Annotated in this window: 17 protein-coding genes and 1 riboswitch; of the genes, 7 read left to right on the top strand and 10 right to left on the bottom strand. The window is 56.3% G+C overall.

Annotation, left to right across the window (positions count from 1 at the left end):
- The first annotated feature begins 400 nt into the window (after positions 1–400).
- Together ACMGG1_RS11205 and ACMGG1_RS11200 are read left to right on the top strand one after the other, a co-directional pair.
- On the top strand, positions 401–2128 hold the full coding sequence (locus ACMGG1_RS11205; RefSeq protein ID WP_414161384.1) for an ABC-F family ATP-binding cassette domain-containing protein: 1728 nt from the start codon (positions 401–403) through the stop codon (positions 2126–2128).
- 45 nt (positions 2129–2173) lie between these two features.
- The gene (locus tag ACMGG1_RS11200) at positions 2174–2626 is read left to right on the top strand and encodes a GNAT family N-acetyltransferase (protein ID WP_116690421.1); all 453 of its coding nucleotides are present in this window, start codon (positions 2174–2176) and stop codon (positions 2624–2626) included.
- 13 nt (positions 2627–2639) lie between these two features.
- Here ACMGG1_RS11200 and ACMGG1_RS11195 read toward each other — a convergent pair whose 3' ends face one another.
- The 5 genes from ACMGG1_RS11195 to ACMGG1_RS11175 all read right to left on the bottom strand — a co-directional run bounded on the left by ACMGG1_RS11195 (position 2640) and on the right by ACMGG1_RS11175 (position 7653).
- Positions 2640–4022, bottom strand: a complete 1383-nt coding sequence (locus ACMGG1_RS11195; protein WP_414161383.1) for a cation diffusion facilitator family transporter — start codon at positions 4020–4022, stop codon at positions 2640–2642.
- Positions 4023–4048: 26 nt separating this feature from the next.
- Positions 4049–4228 (bottom strand): hypothetical protein, encoded by a 180-nt coding sequence (locus tag ACMGG1_RS11190; protein WP_020827000.1) that lies wholly within the window; start codon positions 4226–4228, stop codon positions 4049–4051.
- A gap of 110 nt (positions 4229–4338) precedes the next feature.
- A complete protein-coding gene (mgtS, locus tag ACMGG1_RS11185; protein ID WP_020827001.1) occupies positions 4339–4431 on the bottom strand; it encodes a protein MgtS in 93 nt (30 codons plus the stop codon).
- A gap of 142 nt (positions 4432–4573) precedes the next feature.
- Positions 4574–5596 carry a magnesium transporter gene (locus ACMGG1_RS11180; RefSeq protein WP_082144822.1) on the bottom strand — a complete coding sequence of 341 codons (1023 nt, stop codon included), beginning with the start codon at positions 5594–5596 and terminating at the stop codon, positions 4574–4576.
- Positions 5597–5668: 72 nt separating this feature from the next.
- Positions 5669–5842: riboswitch (M-box (ykoK) riboswitch) on the bottom strand.
- A gap of 146 nt (positions 5843–5988) precedes the next feature.
- On the bottom strand, positions 5989–7653 hold the full coding sequence (locus tag ACMGG1_RS11175; protein WP_414161382.1) for an ABC transporter substrate-binding protein: 1665 nt from the start codon (positions 7651–7653) through the stop codon (positions 5989–5991).
- 516 nt (positions 7654–8169) lie between these two features.
- Between ACMGG1_RS11175 and ACMGG1_RS11170 the strand changes: the two genes are divergently transcribed.
- From ACMGG1_RS11170 to fusA, 4 genes are all read left to right on the top strand, one after another.
- A complete protein-coding gene (locus tag ACMGG1_RS11170; protein ID WP_414161381.1) occupies positions 8170–9186 on the top strand; it encodes an iron ABC transporter substrate-binding protein in 1017 nt (338 codons plus the stop codon).
- 34 nt (positions 9187–9220) lie between these two features.
- Positions 9221–10804 (top strand): ABC transporter permease, encoded by a 1584-nt coding sequence (locus ACMGG1_RS11165; RefSeq protein WP_260628672.1) that lies wholly within the window; start codon positions 9221–9223, stop codon positions 10802–10804.
- Positions 10801–11838, top strand: coding sequence for an ABC transporter ATP-binding protein (locus tag ACMGG1_RS11160; RefSeq protein ID WP_046373473.1), 1038 nt, complete (start codon positions 10801–10803; stop codon positions 11836–11838). Before ACMGG1_RS11165 ends, ACMGG1_RS11160 begins: the two co-directional genes overlap by 4 nt.
- Before the next feature lie 272 nt (positions 11839–12110).
- Positions 12111–14216 carry an elongation factor G gene (gene fusA / locus ACMGG1_RS11155; RefSeq protein ID WP_115058760.1) on the top strand — a complete coding sequence of 702 codons (2106 nt, stop codon included), beginning with the start codon at positions 12111–12113 and terminating at the stop codon, positions 14214–14216.
- Between the two features lie 31 nt (positions 14217–14247).
- On the opposite strand, the gene ACMGG1_RS11150 is transcribed toward fusA, so the two are convergent.
- Positions 14248–15213, bottom strand: a complete 966-nt coding sequence (locus ACMGG1_RS11150) for a DMT family transporter (RefSeq protein WP_020827008.1) — start codon at positions 15211–15213, stop codon at positions 14248–14250.
- A 104-nt stretch (positions 15214–15317) separates the two neighbouring features.
- Positions 15318–16145 carry an AraC family transcriptional regulator gene (locus ACMGG1_RS11145; protein WP_129940646.1) on the bottom strand — a complete coding sequence of 276 codons (828 nt, stop codon included), beginning with the start codon at positions 16143–16145 and terminating at the stop codon, positions 15318–15320.
- Between the two features lie 213 nt (positions 16146–16358).
- Here ACMGG1_RS11145 and ACMGG1_RS11140 point away from each other — a divergent pair, with 213 nt between their 5' ends.
- Entirely contained in the window at positions 16359–17792 is a 1434-nt protein-coding gene (locus ACMGG1_RS11140) for an NAD-dependent succinate-semialdehyde dehydrogenase (RefSeq protein ID WP_048758792.1), read from the top strand.
- Positions 17793–17844: 52 nt separating this feature from the next.
- Here ACMGG1_RS11140 and ACMGG1_RS11135 read toward each other — a convergent pair whose 3' ends face one another.
- From ACMGG1_RS11135 to ACMGG1_RS11125, 3 genes are read right to left on the bottom strand one after another with little or no spacing between them, the layout of a single operon-like run.
- The gene (locus tag ACMGG1_RS11135; RefSeq protein ID WP_130015796.1) at positions 17845–18753 is read right to left on the bottom strand and encodes an alpha/beta hydrolase; all 909 of its coding nucleotides are present in this window, start codon (positions 18751–18753) and stop codon (positions 17845–17847) included.
- Positions 18743–19639: an alpha/beta fold hydrolase gene (locus ACMGG1_RS11130; protein ID WP_414161380.1), complete on the bottom strand. Its 897-nt coding sequence runs from the start codon at positions 19637–19639 to the stop codon at positions 18743–18745. Before ACMGG1_RS11130 ends, ACMGG1_RS11135 begins: the two co-directional genes overlap by 11 nt.
- Positions 19640–19668: 29 nt before the next feature.
- On the bottom strand, positions 19669–20724 hold the full coding sequence (locus ACMGG1_RS11125) for a sugar phosphate isomerase/epimerase family protein (protein WP_201896354.1): 1056 nt from the start codon (positions 20722–20724) through the stop codon (positions 19669–19671).
- Positions 20725–20731: the final 7 nt, after the last annotated feature.

The following is a 20731-nucleotide window of genomic DNA, read 5'->3' as shown; positions in this document are numbered from 1 at the left end:
GATTATGATAACTGCTTAATCTCCGCTTAAATATCAGTATTACTCCCATTCAGCACGATTCTCATGGTGACAACGTCACTAAAAACAATGAAAAATTACCGCTTACCGCACTGATAACGCTGCGAATTTACACTAGCGCAACCTGCCAAAGCCCCCTATACTCAGCTCATTCATTAACCTACGTTATAAAAGGAGGATTACTATGCCGATGTGTGAATTGTTTTTTTACTCACACTTCTATAGTAATTGCCGCTGCTCAAGCATTACCGGTATCGTGCTGCGATAACCCAGGCTTGAGCGAAGCTTACTAACATTTGAGTCCCTTCCCTCCGGCTTACCGGGTTGTCGTCAGCGATGTTTGACGATAGGCATACGCATGCCTGTAACTCTTGAGTAAGCAATGAGCACATTACTTTCTGCATTATCTGTCGGCTACGACAACAATTTCGGCCCTCTGCTGGTTGAGGTTTCCTTTAGCCTGAAAAAAGGCGATCGCATCGGTTTAATCGGCCACAACGGCTGCGGTAAAAGCACCCTGCTTAAAATCCTCAGTGGCGATCTGCCCGCCAGCGTCGGCAGCGTAACCCCTGCCCACCAGTGCCTGATGGCGCGGGTGGAACAGCACCTGCCCGAAGCTCTGCACGACTGCAGCCTGCTGGATGCGGTCATGGCGCGACTACCGGAAAACCAACGCGTCAGTGAAAGCTGGCAAGGCGAAGTGCTGCTAAGCAGCCTGGGCTTTGCGCCAACGTCATGGACACTGACTGCGGGCACACTGAGCGGCGGCCAGCATACGCGCTTGCTGTTGGCGCGCGCGTTGATTCGCCAACCCGACCTGCTGCTGCTGGATGAGCCGAGCAATCACCTGGACCTGCCGACCCTGCTGTGGCTGGAGCAGTTTCTGCAAAACTGGTCCGGCAGCTTCGTACTGGTATCTCACGATCGGCATTTGCTGGATCAGGTCACCAACTGCACCTGGATCCTGCGCGATAAAACTCTGCAGTTTTTCCGCCTGCCCTGTACCGCCGCACGCAAGGCACTGGAGGAACAGGATGAAGCGGACGCACACCGCCGTCAGGCGGAGCAGAAAGAGATCGACCGGGTGGCGAAAAGCGCCCAGCGGCTGGCCGTGTGGGGTCGGGTTTACGATAACGAAGACCTGGCTCGCAAGGCCAAGCAAATGGAAAAACGCGTTGATCGGCTGAAAGAAGAGCAAACCACGTTGAGCGCAGGCAGCCAATGGCGGCTCAGGTTAAAGGGCGAGGCACTGGATGCCGATCGCCTGCTGGCCTTGCCGCAACTGGACGTGCGCCCGGCGGCGGAGGCTCCGGTTCTGTTCAGGCTTGCATCGTTGCGGGTTAAAAGCGGGGATCGCATCGCCATCGTCGGGCGTAACGGCTGCGGTAAATCTTCGTTGCTACATCATCTGTGGCGCGAATACCAAGACCCAAACCAACGGGAAGCCGTGTTCCACCCGCGAGTCCGCATCGGCTATTACGATCAAAGCCTGCAGCAACTGCGTGACGAGGATACGCTGAGCGAGGCGTTGTCGCATTTCGCGCCGCTGACCGAGGAACAGCGGAAAATGGCGCTGATTGGTGCCGGATTCCCTTACCTGCGCCATCAGCAGCGCATCAGCACCCTGAGCGGCGGCGAGCGTTCGCGCCTGCTGTTTGTTGGGCTGACGCTGGCCAACTACTCTCTGTTATTGCTCGACGAGCCGACCAACCACCTGGATATGGAAGGCAAAGAAGAGCTGGCCGAGACCCTGCGGCAGTTTGAAGGCGCAGTGATGCTGGTCACCCACGACCGGATGCTGATCGAAAATAGCTGTAACCGCTTCTGGTTGATTGACCAGCAAAGGCTGGAAGAGTGGCAGGATCTGGAGCCGGTCTACCACCGATTGGCACAAGCGACGGAGGCCGTGCCAATGACCACCTCGTCCCAGCAGCCTGCCTGTCGCGAATTGCAGCATGCAGACGAGGAGCGACTGTTGGCCGCGCTGTTTGAACTGGAAAGCAAACTGCAAGAGGATCTGGCGCGTAAACCCAAGCATCAAAAAGTGCAGCTGCAGCAGCAATGGCGAAGTGAAATCGCGACCATTACCGCACAGTTAAATCTGGACTAACCTGTACAGGCCGCCTGCGGGCGGCCTTTTTCGTAGGGAGGTGGTATGAATATTCATCTCAGGTTGGCAACCCGTGAGGAGCAACCCTTGCTGGCGGCGATGCTGCCCAACTATTTGCGGGAGCTGGCTGCGGATACTGACTATCCACACCTGGCTCGCTATTGGCATGAAAACGGCAGGTACCCGTATCTGATAGTAAACCAGGCACAACCGGTGGGATTTGCCTTGGTCAGAACGCTGCTGCCAGCTACCACTATGGAAATGGCGGAGTTTTATGTCGCTAAACCCTGGCGAAAATACGGCATAGGTAAAAGTGCCGTGCAGGCACTGTTTGCCCTGCATCCCGGTCGTTGGCAGCTGTCGGTGCTGGCAGACAATCCGGGCGGCCTCGCCTTTTGGCTGTCGGTGGTACCAGCGACGGCTTACCGGGCCTGGGTTGAAAAACCGGGGATCCGACCTCACTGGGCGCTGTCATTTTCCGTCGGCAGCGCCCAGTGATAAGCACCAGAAACTAGATGCCGGGTTTAGGCTTAATCGGCTCCACGTGCCCTACTGCCCGCGATATGCTGGGATAAAGTGCGCGTAACTGGCGTTCGATGCTGTCTACCGCAGCATGCGCGGACACAATAGAGGCCGCCGGGGAAACCCGGCAGTGAAAGTTGACGATAATGCCGTTCGCGGTTTTGCGTGCGCGAATGTTATGCACGTCCTGCACCATTTCACCGTTCTCTACCGCCACATGCAGGATCTGACGAATGTGCGCCAGCTCTTCCGGTGCAACATCTTCACTGGCTATCCAGTGGTGCGTCTGCGGTTCAAGATGAGTTTCAATTTCAGTCTCCTCGCCAATCGCCTCACGCAGCAAGGTTTCAATCTCACTGGCGATATCGTGAGCCTGTGCCACGCTGGCGCTGGCAGGTACGGCCAGATCCAGACTGATCGACATGCGTTCCGGCAGCTGTTGCAGGGCCAAATTTTGCACCACCGCGCCGTGGTTGGCGGCGATCACCCGGATACGGGTCGCCATGTCTTCGTCGCTGCGGGTTTGCGGGTTGGCAATCACCGTGGCTTCGGCATTGGCATATTGCCGTTCCAGACGTTCGGCAATCGACTTTTTCAGCGCGTTGATACGCTCCAGCGGCAAGGTGCGACACACGGCGACGGTGACCTCAATGAACAACATGGCACCGGCGTTGCGGATGCGAATATTCTCGGTGGCCAGTATTGCGGGGAAACTCTGGAGCAAGGCATCGATTTCTTCCTTGGCACCGGCAGGCGCGGTATCCATCAGCGAATCGAATGAACGTTTCCCCAGTTTCACCGCCGCGACCACAATAAAACAGGCTACGATCAACGCCGCGATGGCGTCTGCACGGTTGAAGCCGAGCATGACGAACACCATGCCCAACAGCACCACGGCGGAAGCCAACATATCTGAGAAGAAATGCAGCGCATCGGCCTCTAGCGCCGCACTGTCAGTGGCCTTTGCCACGCGATTCAGCGCCCTGACGCGGAAAAAATCGACCACAATCGAGATCAACAGCACCGCAATGACCACAGGGGCAGCGACAATTTCATGCGCCTCCCCGAGCAGGCTTTTGCCGGCCTCGTAAACAATCCAGACGGCAGCCCCCAACAGCAACAGTACTTCAAACAGCGCGGCCAGATTTTCGACCTTGCCATGACCAAAATGATGGTCGTCATCAGCGGGTTTGTCGCTGATGCGCACCGCCAGCCAGGTAATACTGGTGGCAATAAAATCGGTGAAAGAGTGGATCCCTTCAGAAATAAGACCAATACTGCCGGTAAAAATGCCGGCAATAAATTTCCCGGTCGCCAATAGCCCGCTGGCTATCATCGAATTTCTGGCAACGGATTGTTTTTCATTTTGCATATTACGGCTCACATTCAAAGGGGCATTTATTTCTTTATTTTAGTCGAGTATTGCCAGGCAAAAGCAACCAGCAGCATACTACCCGAGAATGTCAGCATTAAACTAGACAGAAATTCTGATTTTCCGGTTGAATAAAAATAAATCTCATTCACACCCACGGCAATCATCAAAATGGCATAGAGCAGACCAAGAATAGAAATAATCATTATCGTTATACTCCACAAAGCTGCATCAGGCGGTCAGAGTTTAATCGCATCCTCCCCGTCGTAATAAAACACTTCGGGGAGGATGCATCCAGGCGGATCTTTAGCGTTCATTAATCATCCCATTTAGAGCTCATATAGGCGGCGAACAGGCCCAGTGAGCTGATGATGCTCAGGAATCCTACAAAGAAGATCATGTTTCCCATTATTTCGTCCTCGATTAATTATTGTCGATAAAAGCCTCTTTAATTAAAAAGTGGATAATCTCATTATTCATGAATATTTACGCACCTCCTGTTTACTGAGAATTAATTTCCGCTCCGGCAACCACACGGAGCGGAAGCCCATTTATATCCCCAGCACGTGCTGGGCGATTTTGAAGTAGATAATCAGCCCGGTACCATCAATAAAGGTGGCGATAAACGGCGCCGACACTACCGCCGGATCAATGCCCACACGCTTGAGCAGCATCGGGATAATGGATGAAACAATGGCGCTCCAGACGGTAATCGCCACCAGCGACAGGCTGACCACCATAGTAACGTCCATACCCACGCCCATGATCCAGGCGCGCGCCCAGGCTGCGATGCCGATGGTAGCGGCTATCAGCAGCGAGGTAGACACCTCTTTGCGGATCACCGCGCCCAGGTTACGCAGGCTGACCTCTCCCAGCGCCATGGCACGTACCAACGTAGAAGTGATTTGAGTACCGCTGTTACCGCCGGTACCGATCAGCAACGGAATGAAGAATGCCAGTGCTATCGCCGCTTCCAGCTGTTCTTCAAAGGCCTTTAACACATTGCCGGTATAGGCTTCGGCGACAAACAGCATCAGTAACCACACCGAACGCTTGCGCCACAATGCCCAGGGGCTGGTTTCGAGATAAGGCTTGTCCAGCGGCAGGCTGGCGCCCTGGCGTTGCGCATCCTCGGTATTTTCGTCTTCAATCAGCCGGGCGATTTCTTTTTCGCCCAGCACGCCCACCAGCGTTTTATTCACCACCACCGGTACTACGTCCAGCCCGCCCTTACCCAATAAATGGGCAACGTCATTACGGTCGTCATCGGGAGAGACCTGGAAATAGCTGTGATTGATCATCACGCCAACGGGTTTATCATCGTCTTCGCACTGCAATAATTTTTTTACCGACAGCGTACCGCGCAGATGATAATCATCAGCAGTGACAAACAGCTGAGCGGGAATTTCATCCGTTTTTAACTGAGAAAGAAAATATTCCTTGGCTTTGTTGACCGTCATATTGCCGGGAACGGTAATAAAATCGGCGTTCATATAGCTCGCAATCGAAGACTCGTCTTGAGTTTCAGCATGGGCCAGCGCCGGTGAGAGGTAATTTTGATGTGACTTCATTATGTTAGTCCCTATTTCTGTTTAAACTTCAACAGCGAATCGCATAGGGGCGTTAACCACAGAGGGAGTGCAGAAAGCCTATCTCCGCGTCCAGGTTTTAGCACTATACAACGTATCTGATGTGTTAATCAGAAGTTACTTTGGGCTGAACCTTAATCCGATAAAGCCTGTCTTAACCTTGGGCATCTCTCGATGTCGTCAGATCAGTAACCTGTGTTTGTATAGGAGCCTCGCCAAACGAGATACTGCATATAAACTACGGGGGGCAGTATAGGCAGGGTTTTTAATCGATGGGCAAAAATCTGGCTTGCCGTTGATGAAACATTTAGAAAAAACATTTTCGGTAAAAATAATAAAATGTGGGACGGAACAATCCTAACCCACATTATTTACCGTCAATGCGCGAGGATATACACGTTTTTGTCGTACAACGGCCCCTGGCGGGTAAAGTCGATGCCTTTCACATAGGGTTTGACCAGCGTGGCGTTAGCCTCGTAGTACACCGGTGCCACCGGCGTATCCACCGCCAACACATCTTCTGCCTGCTGGAAGGCCTGCTGCACCTGTTCCGGGCTTTGCGCCGCGGTAGCCTGGTGCAGTAGCCGATCGTAATGCTCATTGGCATATTTGGCCGAGTTCTCGCTGCTGGTAGAGCGGAATACATTCAGGAAAGTGGAAGGATCGTTGTAATCCGCCAACCAACGGCTGAACGCCGCACTGTATTGACCGTTGTTGATATTGTCCAATACCACCTTGCGCTCCTGATTTTGCAAAGTGACCTCTGCTCCCAGGTTCTTTTTCCACATCGCGCTAGCGGCGATCACAATTTTCTTGATGGTGGCGTCGTTGCTGTACAGCAAAGTGAAACGTAACGGATGCTGCGCGTTAAAACCGGCTTCCGCCAGCAGCTTTTTCGCTTGGGCAATGCGTTGCTCTTGCGACCACCCCGCCGCCACTCCGGCCTGCAAGGTAAAGCCGCCGGCACCGGTTGGGGTAAAGGTCCAGGCCGGCTGTTGACCATAGCCCAAGACCTTGCCGGCAATCACCTGTTTATCCAGCGCCAGATTCAGCGCCTGACGCACACGCACGTCGTTAAAGGGCGGCTGCCGGTTATTAAAGGCAAAGTAGCTGGTCGACAGCAGCGGATAAGTCACCAGTTGCTCATCGCCCAGGTTTTTTTTCAGCTGTTGGTATAACTCTGGCGGCGCGCTGTAACCCAGTTCGATCTCACCGGCGCGAAAACGCGCCACTTCCGGGAACCCTTGCAGCGGCAGGAATGTCACCTTATTGAGCACCGTGTGGGCGTTATCCCAATACTGGGTATTTCGCTCTAGGACCACTTTTTCATTCACCACCCACTGTGCCAGTTTGAAAGCTCCGTTACCGACGAAGTTTTGCGGTTGGGTCCAGTTTTTGCCGTATTGCTCCACCACTTTCCGATTTACCGGCAGCACCGGAAAATGCACCAGTTGTTTAAGCAAATAGGAGTTAGGTTCAGCCAGCGTCACCTGCAGGGTATGGGCATCCAACGCTTTCACGCCCAGTTCGCTCGGCGGTTTGCCACCGGCGTTAATTTCCGCCGCATTCAATACATAGGCCGACGCCAGATAGCTGCCGTAGGGTGAAGCGGTTTTAGGATCGGTCAAGCGCCGCCAGCTAAAGACGAAGTCATCGGCGGTCACCGGATCGCCATTTGACCATTTCGCTTCTGGACGCAGATGGAAGGTCCAGACAGTCCCCTTAGTTTCCCACTTGGTGGCCAATGCGGGGATCACCTCGCCATTTTTTCCCACCCGCAGCAGCCCTTCAAACAGGTCATTGAAGATATAAAATTCCACGTTGCTTTCCGCCAGGTTCGGATCCAGCGTAGCCGGCTCGTAACCATTGGCCCGCACCAGCTCCTGTTTGGCGGCCAGTTGAACGCCCGCAGGCACCTCGGCGGCCTGCACCGCCACGCCAGCCTGCAAAGACAAGATGATTAGACCAGCCAATCCCTTAAGCTTGAATGAATATGTCACGTCGTTATCCCTTAATGGTGTTTTGTCGACGCCTATATTCATCGAAGCAGTTGAATAAATTAAATCATTAAACGCTATGACTCATAACCAAAATAACTGGGGTGAAACAACATGAATTTCTTTCATTATCAGACTCCTACTCGCCATCCTGATGAGTCTGTTTTTCACCAGGGCTGAAGGAATGTTAACGGCTACCCGGCCAACACTTAATGGCGATGGTTGAATGCATTAAACGACGTCACTCGTGGTTCTGAGGGCAGTTGCACCGACCGCGGAGATGACAGGCCAAACAGCGGGGTTATTGGTTTCATTGCACTGCCAATCGATTAACGCATTATAAATACTGATGAATTAGCGAATAAAAGAATCAATAATACTCAAGCTTAATTTTTCCTTAAGACAAGATAATTAGTGAGCAATTTATAAAAATAAATTAATACGAATCGTTTTCACTATCATTATTAATGTTCTTATATACAATCAGGGCTGCCCGGCATTCGTCAGGCCTTATTCATTCGCTTTTCTTCTCTGCACTCTCTCAATAAAAAGGATGACTGTATGAAGCTGCGTTTCACTTCTCTCGGCCCCATTGCCCTGTTGGCGTCGTCCATGATGCTGGCGTTTTCCGCCAATGCCGCATCTCAGGATGAAGGTATCGTTATTTATAACGCCCAGCATGAAAACCTGGTGAAATCCTGGGTGGAAGGTTTTACTAAAGACACCGGCATTAAAGTGACCCTGCGTAATGGCGGCGACAGTGAGTTGGGTAATCAACTGGTGCAAGAAGGGAGTGCATCCCCTGCCGACGTTTTTCTGACGGAAAACTCCCCGGCGATGGTGTTGGTGGATAACGCCAAACTGTTTGCGCCCCTGGACGCCGCTACCCTGGCCCAGGTTGAACCGCAGTACCGTCCACAGCATGGCCGTTGGATAGGCATTGCTGCCCGCTCAACGGTGTTCGTCTACAACCCGGCTAAGTTGACCGAAGCGCAATTGCCGAAATCACTGCTGGATCTGGCCAAGCCGGAATGGAAAGGCCGCTGGGCAGCCTCACCTTCAGGTGCGGATTTCCAGGCGATCGTCAGCGCCTTGCTGGAGCTAAAAGGCGAGAAAGCCACCCTGGAATGGCTGAAAGCGATGAAAACCAACTTCACCGCTTACAAAGGCAACAGCACCGTGATGAAAGCGGTGAATGCCGGCCAAATCGACAGCGGTGTCATCTATCACTATTATCCCTTTGTCGACGGTGCCAAGACCGGCGAGAACAGTAAAAATATCAAGCTCTACTACTTTAAACACCAGGATCCGGGTGCTTTTGTCAGCATCTCCGGTGGTGGCGTGTTGGCCTCAAGCAAACACCAGCAGCAGGCTCAGGCGTTCGTGAAGTGGATCACCGGTAAAAACGGCCAGGAGATCCTGCGTACCAACAATGCGTTCGAATATGCCGTGGGCGTTAACGCAGCCTCCAACCCGAAACTGGTACCGCTGAAAGAGCTGGACGCGCCTAAAGTCGACGCCTCCGCGCTGAACGGCAAAAAAGTCGTCGAATTGATGACCGAAGCCGGTTTGTTGTAAGCCAGTCTTGTCCGTAAAGAGAGCTTTTAGCCCTATGTCGAATATAGGTTTCAACGCTGCCGGTGCAGCGCCACGTTACGCTTCAGCCCGACGCCATCAGCGGCCGGGGCTGTTTATCGTGGCGGTCGCCATTTTACTCTCCCTGCTGGCACTGTTGCCGTTGGGGTTTGTCATTAGCGTGGCGTTTGAAACCGGTTGGCCGACGGTGAAAGCTCTGGTTTTTCGCCCCCGGGTGGCCGACCTGCTGCTTAATACTCTGTTGCTGGTGGTCTTCACACTGCCTATTTGTGCCGTTCTTGGGGTGGCATTGGCCTGGTTGACCGAGCGTACCACCTTGCCCGGACGTCGCATCTGGTCATTGTTAGCAACCGCACCGCTGGCGGTGCCCGCCTTTGTGCAAAGCTACGCCTGGATAAGCCTGGTACCTTCGATGCATGGCTTGGGCGCAGGGGTCTTTATTTCGGTCATTGCCTACTTCCCGTTTATTTACTTGCCGGCGGCCGCAGTACTGCGCCGGCTTGATCCCGGTATTGAAGACGTCGCCACTTCGCTGGGCACCCGCCCGCTGGCGGTGTTTTTCCGCGTGGTATTGCCCCAGCTGAAATTGGCGATTTGGGGCGGTTCACTGTTGATCGCTTTGCATTTGCTGGCGGAATACGGCCTGTATGCGATGATCCGCTTTGATACCTTCACCACCGCCATTTTCGATCAGTTCCAGTCCACTTTTAACGGCCCGGCGGCCAATATGCTGGCCGGGGTACTGGTGCTTTGCTGCCTGGTGCTGTTGCTGCTGGAAGCCGGCAGTCGAGGCCGAGCGCGCTATGCTCGCGTCGGTTCCGGCAGCGCCCGCAGCCAGAACGCTTACCGTCTTGGGCCTGCCGCTACCCTGTTCGGCCTGCTACTGCCCTTGGTACTCACCGCGCTGGCGCTGGGCGTGCCCTTTATCACGCTGGCCCGCTGGCTGACCTTGGGTGGATTTGAGGTCTGGCGCAATACCGAACTGCTGCCAGCCCTGCTGCAAACGCTGTCGCTGGCGGCCAGCGGAGCGCTGTTGATCACCTTATGCGCCATCCCAATGGCCTGGCTTTCGGTACGCTATCCGGCACGACTGTATCGGATTTTGGAAGGCTGCAATTATGTCACCAGCTCGCTGCCCGGTATCGTCGTGGCGTTGGCGTTGGTCACCATCACCATTCACAGCTTCCGCCCAATTTATCAAACCGAAATTACCCTGCTGCTGGCCTATTTACTGATGTTTATGCCGCGAGCCTTGATCAACCTGCGTGCGGGCATCGCTCAGGCACCGGTAGAGTTGGAAAATGTGGCGCGCAGTCTCGGCCGATCCCCGGCGCAGGCGCTGTGGAGCACCACGCTGCGACTGGCGGCTCCCGGCGCGGCCGCCGGTGCGGCACTGGTGTTTCTGGCCATCTCCAACGAATTGACTGCCACCCTGCTGCTGGCCCCCAACGGCACCCGCACGTTAGCTACCGCTTTCTGGGCGCTGACCAGCGAGATCGACTATGTGGCGGCGGCCCCTTACGCGCTGATTATGGTGGTGTTATCACTGCCACTGACCTGGCTTCTTTATTCTCAATCCAAACGCACGGCGGGATTATGAGCACGCTTGAACTACAAGGCATCGGTAAGTCCTATAACGCGATCAAGGTGCTGGAGCATGTTGATTTGCAGGTTGCCCCGGGAAGCCGCACCGCGATTGTCGGCCCTTCCGGCTCGGGGAAAACTACCCTGCTGCGCATCATCGCCGGCTTCGAAATACCGGACAGCGGTCGGGTGATGTTGCAGGGCCATTCGATGGACAATGGCAGCGGCTGGGTGCCAGCGCACCTGCGGGGCATTGGTTTTGTCCCGCAAGATGGCGCGCTGTTTCCGCACTTCACCGTGGCCGGCAATATCGGTTTTGGCCTGAAGGGCAGCAAGCGCGACAAGCAACTGCGTATAGATGCGCTGATGGACATGGTGGCGCTGGATCGTCGCCTGGGTGCACTGTGGCCCCACGAACTTTCTGGTGGGCAACAGCAACGCGTGGCGTTGGCCCGGGCACTCTCCCAGCAGCCGAAATTGATGTTGCTGGATGAACCCTTCTCCGCGCTGGATACCGGCTTGCGTGCCGCGACCCGCAAAGCGGTGGCAGAGCTGCTGGCCGAAGCCAAAGTGGCGTCTATTTTGGTGACCCACGATCAGACTGAAGCGTTGTCGTTTGCCGATCAGGTGGCGGTGATGCGCAATGGCCGTCTGGCACAGGTTGGGCCGCCGCAGGATCTTTATCTACGGCCGGTCGACGAACCCACCGCCACATTTTTAGGTGAGACGCTGGTGCTCTCCGCCGATCTGGAACAGGGTTGGGCCCAGTGCGCGTTGGGGCGGATTGCCGTGGACGACTGTAGCCGCCGTGGGCCTGCCCGCATCATGCTGCGGCCGGAGCAAATCCAAATCAGTCAGTCCGAGTCGCAACACTCCAGCCAGGCGGTAGTGACCCACATCGATTTCGCCGGTTTTGTCTCCACCCTGAATTTGCGTATGGCCAACAACGACGCCACGATTGAGCTTAAAACCGTCAGCCGCGAAGGCCTTCGCGCCGGTACTCTGGTCAATCTGAATATCATCGGTCAGGCACATATTTTTGCCGGGTAATACCTGCATCTCAGTCAAACCGGTGCCTGCAGAACAGGCATCGGTATCCCCCGAACCTGGCCTTCGCGTTGCAGTACCCTGGCGTCTCACTCAACTCGCTTAACGATAAAACCTATCGCAGCCATCGTTGAGTAAAAACCCTTTCATCAACTACGATTAGTTTGTGGCCGGTGCAAGCATTCACCCGTCCGGAGATAACCCACAGAGGATTATCATAATTATTCATGCTGCTTAAAGCCGCCCTTCTTTGATGCGGCTAAGAAAGGTTAATTATGTCACGTACTACCCCCCTCGAACGCTACCGCAATATCGGCATCTCGGCGCATATCGATGCCGGCAAAACCACCACCACCGAGCGGATTCTGTTTTACACCGGGGTCAGTCACAAGCTGGGCGAAGTGCACGACGGCGCCGCCACCATGGACTGGATGGCGCAGGAGCAGGAACGCGGCATTACCATTACTTCGGCGGCGACGACCTGTTTCTGGAACGGCATGCAGCATAATTATCCGCAGCACCGCATCAATATTATCGACACCCCCGGGCACGTAGACTTTACCATTGAGGTCGAACGTTCGATGCGCGTGCTCGATGGCGCGGTCATGGTCTACGACTCGGTGGGTGGCGTACAGCCGCAGTCGGAAACCGTCTGGCGCCAGGCCAATAAATACAAGGTGCCGCGGCTGGCGTTCGTCAACAAAATGGACCGCGTGGGCGCTGACTTTTTCCGCGTGCGCAAAATGATGATCGAGCGCCTTAAGGCCAATCCGGTACCGATCGTCATACCCATTGGTGCTGAAGACCACTTCACCGGCGTGGTGGACTTGGTAACCATGAAAGCAATCCTGTGGGACGAAGCAACCCAGGGGATGAGTTTCAGCTTTGAAGAGATCCCGGCGGAACTGCGTGAATCGGCACAGGAATGGCGGGATAAAATGGTCGAAGCTGCTGCCGAAGGCTCGGAAGAGCTGATGGACAAGTACCTTAATCAGGTACCGCTAAGCGAAGAAGAGATCGTTCGCGGCCTGCGCCTGCGCACCGTGGCCGGCGAAATTCAGCCGATGCTGTGCGGTTCCGCATTCCGCAACAAAGGGGTGCAACGCATGCTGGACGCGGTGATTGAACTGATGCCCTCGCCGCTTGACGTTCCACCGATGGAAGGCCACGACGAGCGCGACAATATCGTGATCCGCCGCGCGTCTGACGATGAAAAGTTCTCGGCGCTGGCATTCAAGCTGATGACCGATCCCTTCGTCGGCCAATTGACCTTTGTGCGAGTGTATTCCGGCGTATTGGCCAAAGGCAGCAGCGTATACAATCCGGTGAAGGGGAAGAAAGAACGTATTGGCCGCATCGTGCAAATGCACGCCAACGATCGTAAAGATGTCGAAGAGCTGCACGCCGGTGACATCGCCGCCTGCGTGGGGCTAAAAGATGTTACCACCGGCGACACCCTGTGCGATCCCAACGCGATTATCACGCTGGAGAAAATGGTGTTCCCGGAACCGGTCATCGCTCAGGCGATTGAGCCGAAAACCAAAGCCGATCAGGAGAAGATGGGCATCGCGCTGCAACGCCTTTCCTCAGAGGATCCATCATTTCGCGTGCGTACCGACGAAGAGTCGGGCCAGACCATTATTTACGGCATGGGCGAACTGCATTTGGAAATTATCGTCGACCGCATGCGGCGTGAATTTGGCGTGGCGACCACCACCGGCAAACCGCAGGTGTCCTACCGCGAAACTATCCGCAAGCGCGTGACCGACGTGGAAGGCAAGTTCGTGCGCCAGTCCGGCGGTAAAGGCCAGTACGGCCACGTGGTATTGACGGTGGAACCCAATGAGCCGGGCAAGGGCTTTGAATTTTTCGATGAAATCAAAGGCGGCGTGATCCCGGGCGAATTTATCCCGGCGGTGAGAAAAGGCGTGCTGGAAGCCTTGAATAACGGCGTGCTGGCTGGCTATCAGGTGGTCGATGTCAAAGTGCACCTGACCTTTGGCTCTTACCACGACGTCGACTCCTCGGAGCAGGCGTTCCGCATGGCGGCCATCTTCGGTTTTAAAGAGGCCTGCCGTCAGGCGGATCCGGTGATCCTCGAACCCATTATGTCGGTAGAGGTAGAAACGCCGGAAGATTACGCCGGCAGCGTGATGGGCGATCTGTCGTCACGGCGCGGACTGGTGCAAGGGATGGAAGATATTCCGGGCGGCGGCGGCAAGGAGATTCATGCCAAGGTGCCGCTGTCGGAGATGTTTGGCTATTCCACCACCTTGCGCTCGATGTCGCAGGGGCGCGCCACCTACACCATGGAGTTCAGCCACTACGCCGAAGCCCCGCGCAACGTGGCCGAAGAGATCATTCACCACAGCAAAAAGTAAACTTACCGCCTGCCGCGCTCTGCGGCAGGCGTTACTCCTTGGCCCCAATACTGACCACCACCGGCTGCGGCTTAATCCGCATCGCAGACACCACTCCCACGATCAGGCAGGCAATACCGCCCAACGTCAGCAGCGGTGGCCAGGCCTGGCGCAGCATAAAGGTGTAAGCCAACCCCGCCAGAATTTCGAAGACGATCAGCGGCCCGACCAACACCGTCGGCAGGCGCTGACTCGCCTCATTCCAGCACAATGCGCCAATCCACGAACACAACATGCCAATGGCAATCATTAACGGGACAAATACTTCAGGCCTGGGTCCGAAAGGCAACGCAAACTCCGGCTGGGTAAAAGCCAATTGACCGCAAACCACCACGTAACCGATCAGTGCCAGCGGCAGCGTCACCAGCCCCTGAGCCGTTGCCCAGGTCGCGGACCTTTGCCCCGGGTTCTCCCGCAGCCAGCGGGCATTACGCAATGGGAACCAGGTCCAGCACGCCACCGCCAACACCGCCAGGCCCAAGCCGCTGGTATAACGCCAGACGTCAACCGGGGCCGTATTGCCCTGCAGTTCGGCAACGTTGACCAATGCCAGACCGCAGGCAATCAGCACCAGCGCCGGCGTCAGTTTACGCCAGGAAAGTCGGCCATCGTGCTGGCTGTAAAACAGGTTGGCGGTCACCGAAATGACCACCGGCAGCGTACCGATAATCATGGTAGAAACCGGTGCGCCAGTACGTTGAATGGCACTCGCCAGGCACAGGTAATACAGCAGGTTGCCAATCGCCGTCAGCTTTAACGCCTCCAGCCAATCGTGACGATGTAACTTTTTCAGACGATGACGATCAAACCACGCCAACGGCAAGGCAATCAGCCCAAAGGCCAGATAACGCCCGGTCGACTGCAGTGCCGCCGGGTATTCAGGGATTAACACCGGGCCGACAAAAATCAGCCCCCACATCAGTCCGGCAGACAAGGCAAATAACACGCCGACAAACATAATGACTCCATCAACAACCGGGAACGGCAATGCGAACCCGTGATTAATTCTTGGGGGTCAGCCTAACGAACTCGGGCGGGAAAATATTGTAGCAGGTTGCTGTTTTAGCGGTTGGTGACCTGTTTCTGGTAGCGCACTGGCGTGACACCGTAACGATTGGCAAAGGCGCGCGTCAAATGCGCCTGATCGGTCAACCCCGCCGCTGCCGCCACCTGGGCCGCGGGCATACCGCGCCCCAGCATCAGTTTGGCCTGTGACAGACGGATCGCCATCAGCATCTGTTGGGGGGATACGTGATATTGGGCTTTGAATTTACGCAGAAAATGATATGGGCTGAGCGAAACCAGCGCCGCTAACTGCTCCAGCGTAATGACAGAGGCAAAGTTATCGTGCAGGTAGCTTTTGACGATATCGAAACGGTGCGCCGCCTCTGCCTTCAACGGGCGTGCCGCCTGAATGTGTGGGCGGAAAATGCCGATGACCTGCATCAGCAAGTCGTCGATGGTCAAGGGATCTTTGGCTTGCCACAGCGCGGCCAGGGTGGCGGACAATCGCTGCGCCGCCAATGGATCCTCGCGTACCGCTTCGGTAAACCAGAACCCCTGCTCACCCGACAGCAATTCCAGCGTGTCCGGCTCCAGATACAGCATCCGATAATTCCAGCCGCCGGCGGTTTCCGCCTCGCCGGTGTGCAACTCGTCCGGGTTCATCAATACCAACGAACCCGGCGCCGCCAAATGTTGCGCGCCACGGTAGCGGAAACGTTCAGCGCCAAAATCGACGGTGCCAATGGCGAAGGCATTGTGCGTGTGCGGCTCAAAAACATAGCGCTCTATATGGGCGTGATAAAGCTCAACGCCCGGCACCTGCGGCAAATGCCGAAACTGCGCGCTGTCTTTTTCAAAGGGAAACTGTTGTGGAACACCCTGCACCTTGCCACCCTGCTTCAATTTCGCTGGTGCCGATATGATAGTCAACGCGGCAGGTTTTGAGTAGTGCGTAACGCGGTTCTCTGGACGCTGGTACTCATTCAGCGTAGGGTATTTTACTCAGCGCCCGGCGTCAGCAAGCCGGCACCGGCGTCTTGATTATCCCGCCGCAGAACGGGAACCCCGTTTTTAACCCCTTGAAAGTAAGAGGCAACAATGTATCCAGATACTCAACTCTATATCGACGGACAATGGCGTAACGCAGTCGCCGGCAAAACCACGCCGGTCACCAACCCCGCGACCGATGAGGTGATTGGCAGCGTGGCGCATGCCGCCGCAGCCGATCTTGATCTGGCACTGGACGCAACCGAACGCGGTTTTAAAGTCTGGCGCGACACCTCCGCCTATCAGCGTGCAAACCTGATGCGCAAGGCCGCAGCATTGTTGCGTGAGCGTGCCGAGAAGATCGCCGCCATCATGAGTCAGGAACAAGGCAAACCAGTGGCGCAGGCCAAGGTTGAAATTCTCAATTCGGCGGATGTGATCGACTGGTTTGCCGGCGAAGCCAGCCGCACCTACGGCCAGATTATTCCGTCCCGCAGTCGCGATGTGCAGCAGCAAACCCTCAAGCTGCCGGTTGGGCCGGTTGCCGCCTTTACCCCGTGGAACTTCCCGATTAATCAGATCGTACGCAAACTGTCCGCCGCGCTGGCAGCAGGCTGTTCGATCATCGTCAAAGGCCCGGAAGAAACTCCGGCCTCACCGGCGGAGCTGATCAGAGCCTTTGCCGACGCAGGCGTGCCGGCGGGCGTTATCGCGCTGGTATACGGGACTCCGGCGGAGATCTCCGAGTACCTGATCCCGCATCCAACCATTCGCAAAATCTCGTTCACCGGCTCCACCCGCGTGGGTAAACATTTGGCGGCACTGGCCGGCCAGCACATGAAGAAAGCCACCATGGAACTGGGTGGCCACGCGCCGGTGTTGATTTTTGACGATGCCGATCTCGACGCTGCCGCCAAAGAGCTGGCGTTGGCCAAATTCCGCAACGCCGGCCAGGTCTGCATCGCCCCGACCCGTTTCCTGATCCAGCAAGGCGTTTATGAAGCCTTCGTTGAAAAATTCACCGCCGCGGTGCGTGATATCAAGCTGGGCAATGGTCTGGAGGAAGGCGTCACCATGGGCCCGATGGTTCTGCAACGCAGCGTAGAAGCCATTGATGCCTTTGTGAAGGATGCGATTGCCCAGGGTGCTAAAGCCACGACCGGCGGTCACCGGGTGGCGGGCGTCGGCAATTTCTTCGAACCGACGGTATTACGTGACGTGCCGTTGAGTGCGCGCGCGATGTCTGAAGAACCTTTTGGTCCGGTAGCCCTGCTGCGTCCGTTCACCACTTATGAGGAAGCCATTGCCGAGGCTAACCGCCTGCCATACGGTCTGGCGGCTTACGCCTACAGCCGCAGCATCGCCACGGTGACGGCGCTGGGACGCGATGTGGAAAGCGGCATGCTCAGCATTAACCATATCGGTTTTGGCCTGCCAGAAACGCCGTTTGGCGGGGTGAAAGACTCCGGCCACGGTACCGAAGGCGGCAGCGAAGCGATCGAATCCTATCTGGAAACCCGCTTCGTCACCGTCGCCGGCCGTTAAGCCACTCAGGCCGGTACATATGCCCCGTATCATTCATACGGGGCATTTTTTATCAGCCAACCTTGTCGAACAACACCCGCGCCGCCGGGGTCAAGCCCAGCATGTGAATGCAGGCATGCACCATGCCCGGCAGCCGCTCGCAACGCACCGCTACGCCCGCCTCCTGTAACCGCTTGGCATAAAGCTCGGCTTCATCACGCAACGGATCGTATTCGCAGCTGAGAATGGTCGCCGGGGGTAACCGCTTTAACATTGGGGCATGCAGTGGCTCTGCGTAAGGATCCTGCGGCTTGTCCGCTTCGCCCAGATAGGTGTTCCAGCAAAACGCCATCACTTCCCGCGTCAAATAATACCCTTGCGCGTACTCCTCATAGCTTGCGGTATCCATAGCACGACTCAATGCCGGATACAGCAACAGCTGATGCTCAATCTGCGGCCCCTTGCGGTCTCGGGCCAATAACGCCACCGCCGCGGCCAGGTTGCCGCCTGCGCTGTCGCCGCCTACCGCCATGCGGGCAACGTCAACGCCCCACTCATCGGCCCTTTCCACCACGCCGCACAGGGCCTGATACACGTCCTCAAGCGGCCGTGGATAGGGATACTCAGGTGCCAACCGGTAATCAACCGACAGGATCACGCGCCCGGTGGCATTGGCCAGTGCCTGACAAGGCCGGTCATACAGCGCCAGCGATCCCAGACACCAGCCGCCGCCGTGGGCATACAGCATCGCAGGCAGAGGCTCACTCGGCGTCGCTCCTCCCGGCGTATAGGCACGAATGGCGATAGCCCGCCCGTCGTCAGCGGTCACCCAACCATCACGGACGCCACCACTGGCTTCGGCTTCCCCCTGCAGCGCCAACAAGCCGGCCTGGGCGACCTCCCGCATCTCACTGAGCGATGCAGGCGCTGGTGCCTGCGCAGCCTCCGCCAGAAAACGAGCAATCTGAGGATCAAGCGGCATGGTTCTGGCTCCCTGACAGGAAGGGGATCACCAACGCGATAAATTCCTCGTGACACTCTTCGGTGATGAAATGGCCACAGCCGGCCACGGTTTCTCCTCGCAGATCCACCGCGTTGTCACACAGCGTGACGAATGGCGCGTCGCCAGTAGCATGTTCTGCACCAATGGTCATCACCGGCATGGTTAGCCGGGTCTCTGCCCGCCGCTGGTTTTGGCGGATGGTTTCCGGAATGGCGCGGTAGTAGTCAAAACCGGCGCGCAGGCTTCCCGGTGCTGAATAGGCGGCAATATAGGTTTCTGCCGCCACCCGATCCCGACGATAGGACCAGCGGTTAAAGATATAGCTGAGATACTCCCTCTCACGGCCCAGCGTCAACGTCTCCGGCAGATCCGCCAGTTGGTTGAACATGAAGTGCCACAGGAAAATATTTTGATCTGCCGGGACAAAAATCGGTGGTGCCGGTGCCAGGCCGGGAATAACCGCTTCCGTCAGCACCAGCCCCGTCACCGCCTGCGGAAAGTCGCTCGCCATTGCATAGCCAACCCACATGCCGATGTCATGGCCGATCAGTTGGTAACGTTCATGCCCCAGTTGCAGCATGGTCTGGTGCAGCGTCGCGGCAACGCTGCCGGTGTCATATCCCCCGATCGGCTTGTCCGAATCGCCGATGCCCGGCGGGTCTACCGCTATCGCTTTAAAACCGGCCGCCGCCAGCGCTTGCATGACATGACGCCAGGTAAACCAGGTCTGCGGCCAGCCAGGGATAAGCAATACCGGCTGCCCTTCGCCCAGCGTGACGCAGTGGATGCGGTTACCCTTTACCCGCGCATAGACGTGTTCCGGCTCAGCTCCATTGGTCATGGACCCGTGATTTTGCAGTGTCATTGATGTTCTCCGTCGTGGAATTGCGGGGCTCAGCGCAGGCCGAGCAAGGTATTGATTTGCTGTTGATCAACCGGCGCACCGGCGAAGTCATCAAACACCTTGTCGGTCACGTTGATGATGTGTTCACGAATAAAGGCGGCACCTTCGCGGGCCCCATCCTGTGGATGCTTCAGGCAGCACTCCCACTCCAGCGTGGCCCAACCCTCGTAACCGTGCTGCGTCAGCCGGGAGAAGATGCCCTTGAAATCCACCTGGCCATCGCCCAATGAGCGGAAACGTCCGGCGCGCTCGGTCCATGACTGATAACCGCCGTAAATGCCCTGCCGCCCGGTCGGATTGAATTCGGCATCCTTGACGTGGAACATGCGAATGAAATCCTTATAAATATCGATGTAATCCAGATAGTTCAGCTGTTGCAGCACGAAGTGGCTCGGATCGAACAGTATTTGGCAGCGCGGGTGTCCGCCAACACGCTGATGGAACATTTCAAAGGTCACGCCGTCGTGCAGGTCTTCACTGGGGTGGATTTCATAACACAGGTTCACCCCCTGTTCATCGCAGGCGTTGAGCACCGGCAGCCAGCGTTTGGCCAACTCATCAAACGCGGTTTCGATAAGCCCCGCCGGGCGCTGCGGGAACGGGAATAGATAAGGCCAGGCCAGCGAACCGGAAAAGGTGCCCATTTCGGTCAGGCCCAGTCGCGCTGAGGCTTTGGCCGCCAGCAGCAGTTGCTGGTGCGCCCACTCGCTGCGCGCCTGCGGGTTGCCATGCAATGCCGGTGGCGCAAAGCTGTCGCACAATGCGTCATAAGCCGGATGCACCGCCATCAGCTGACCGAAAATGTGGGTGGTCAGTTCGCTGACTACCAGTCCCTGCTCCGCCAGCATGCCGATCAGTTCGTCACAATAAGTCTGGCTTTCCGCCGCGGTGGCCAGATCAAACAGTCGGCTGTCCCAGGCGGGGATCTGCAGGGCTTTAAAACCGGTTTCTGCCGCCCATTGAGCGATAGCCGGCAAGCTGTTGAATGGGGCTGCGTCGTCACTGAATTGGGCGAGATGCAGGCTTGGACCTTTCAGGGTTTTCATCGTAAAC

It is taken from the genome of Serratia sp. BNK-12, assembly GCF_047456085.1.
GTDB classification, from domain to species: Bacteria; Pseudomonadota; Gammaproteobacteria; order Enterobacterales; family Enterobacteriaceae; genus Serratia; species Serratia liquefaciens.
Note: the sequence above shows the minus strand (reverse complement) of the source record. Positions and strands in the feature narration are given on the sequence as shown.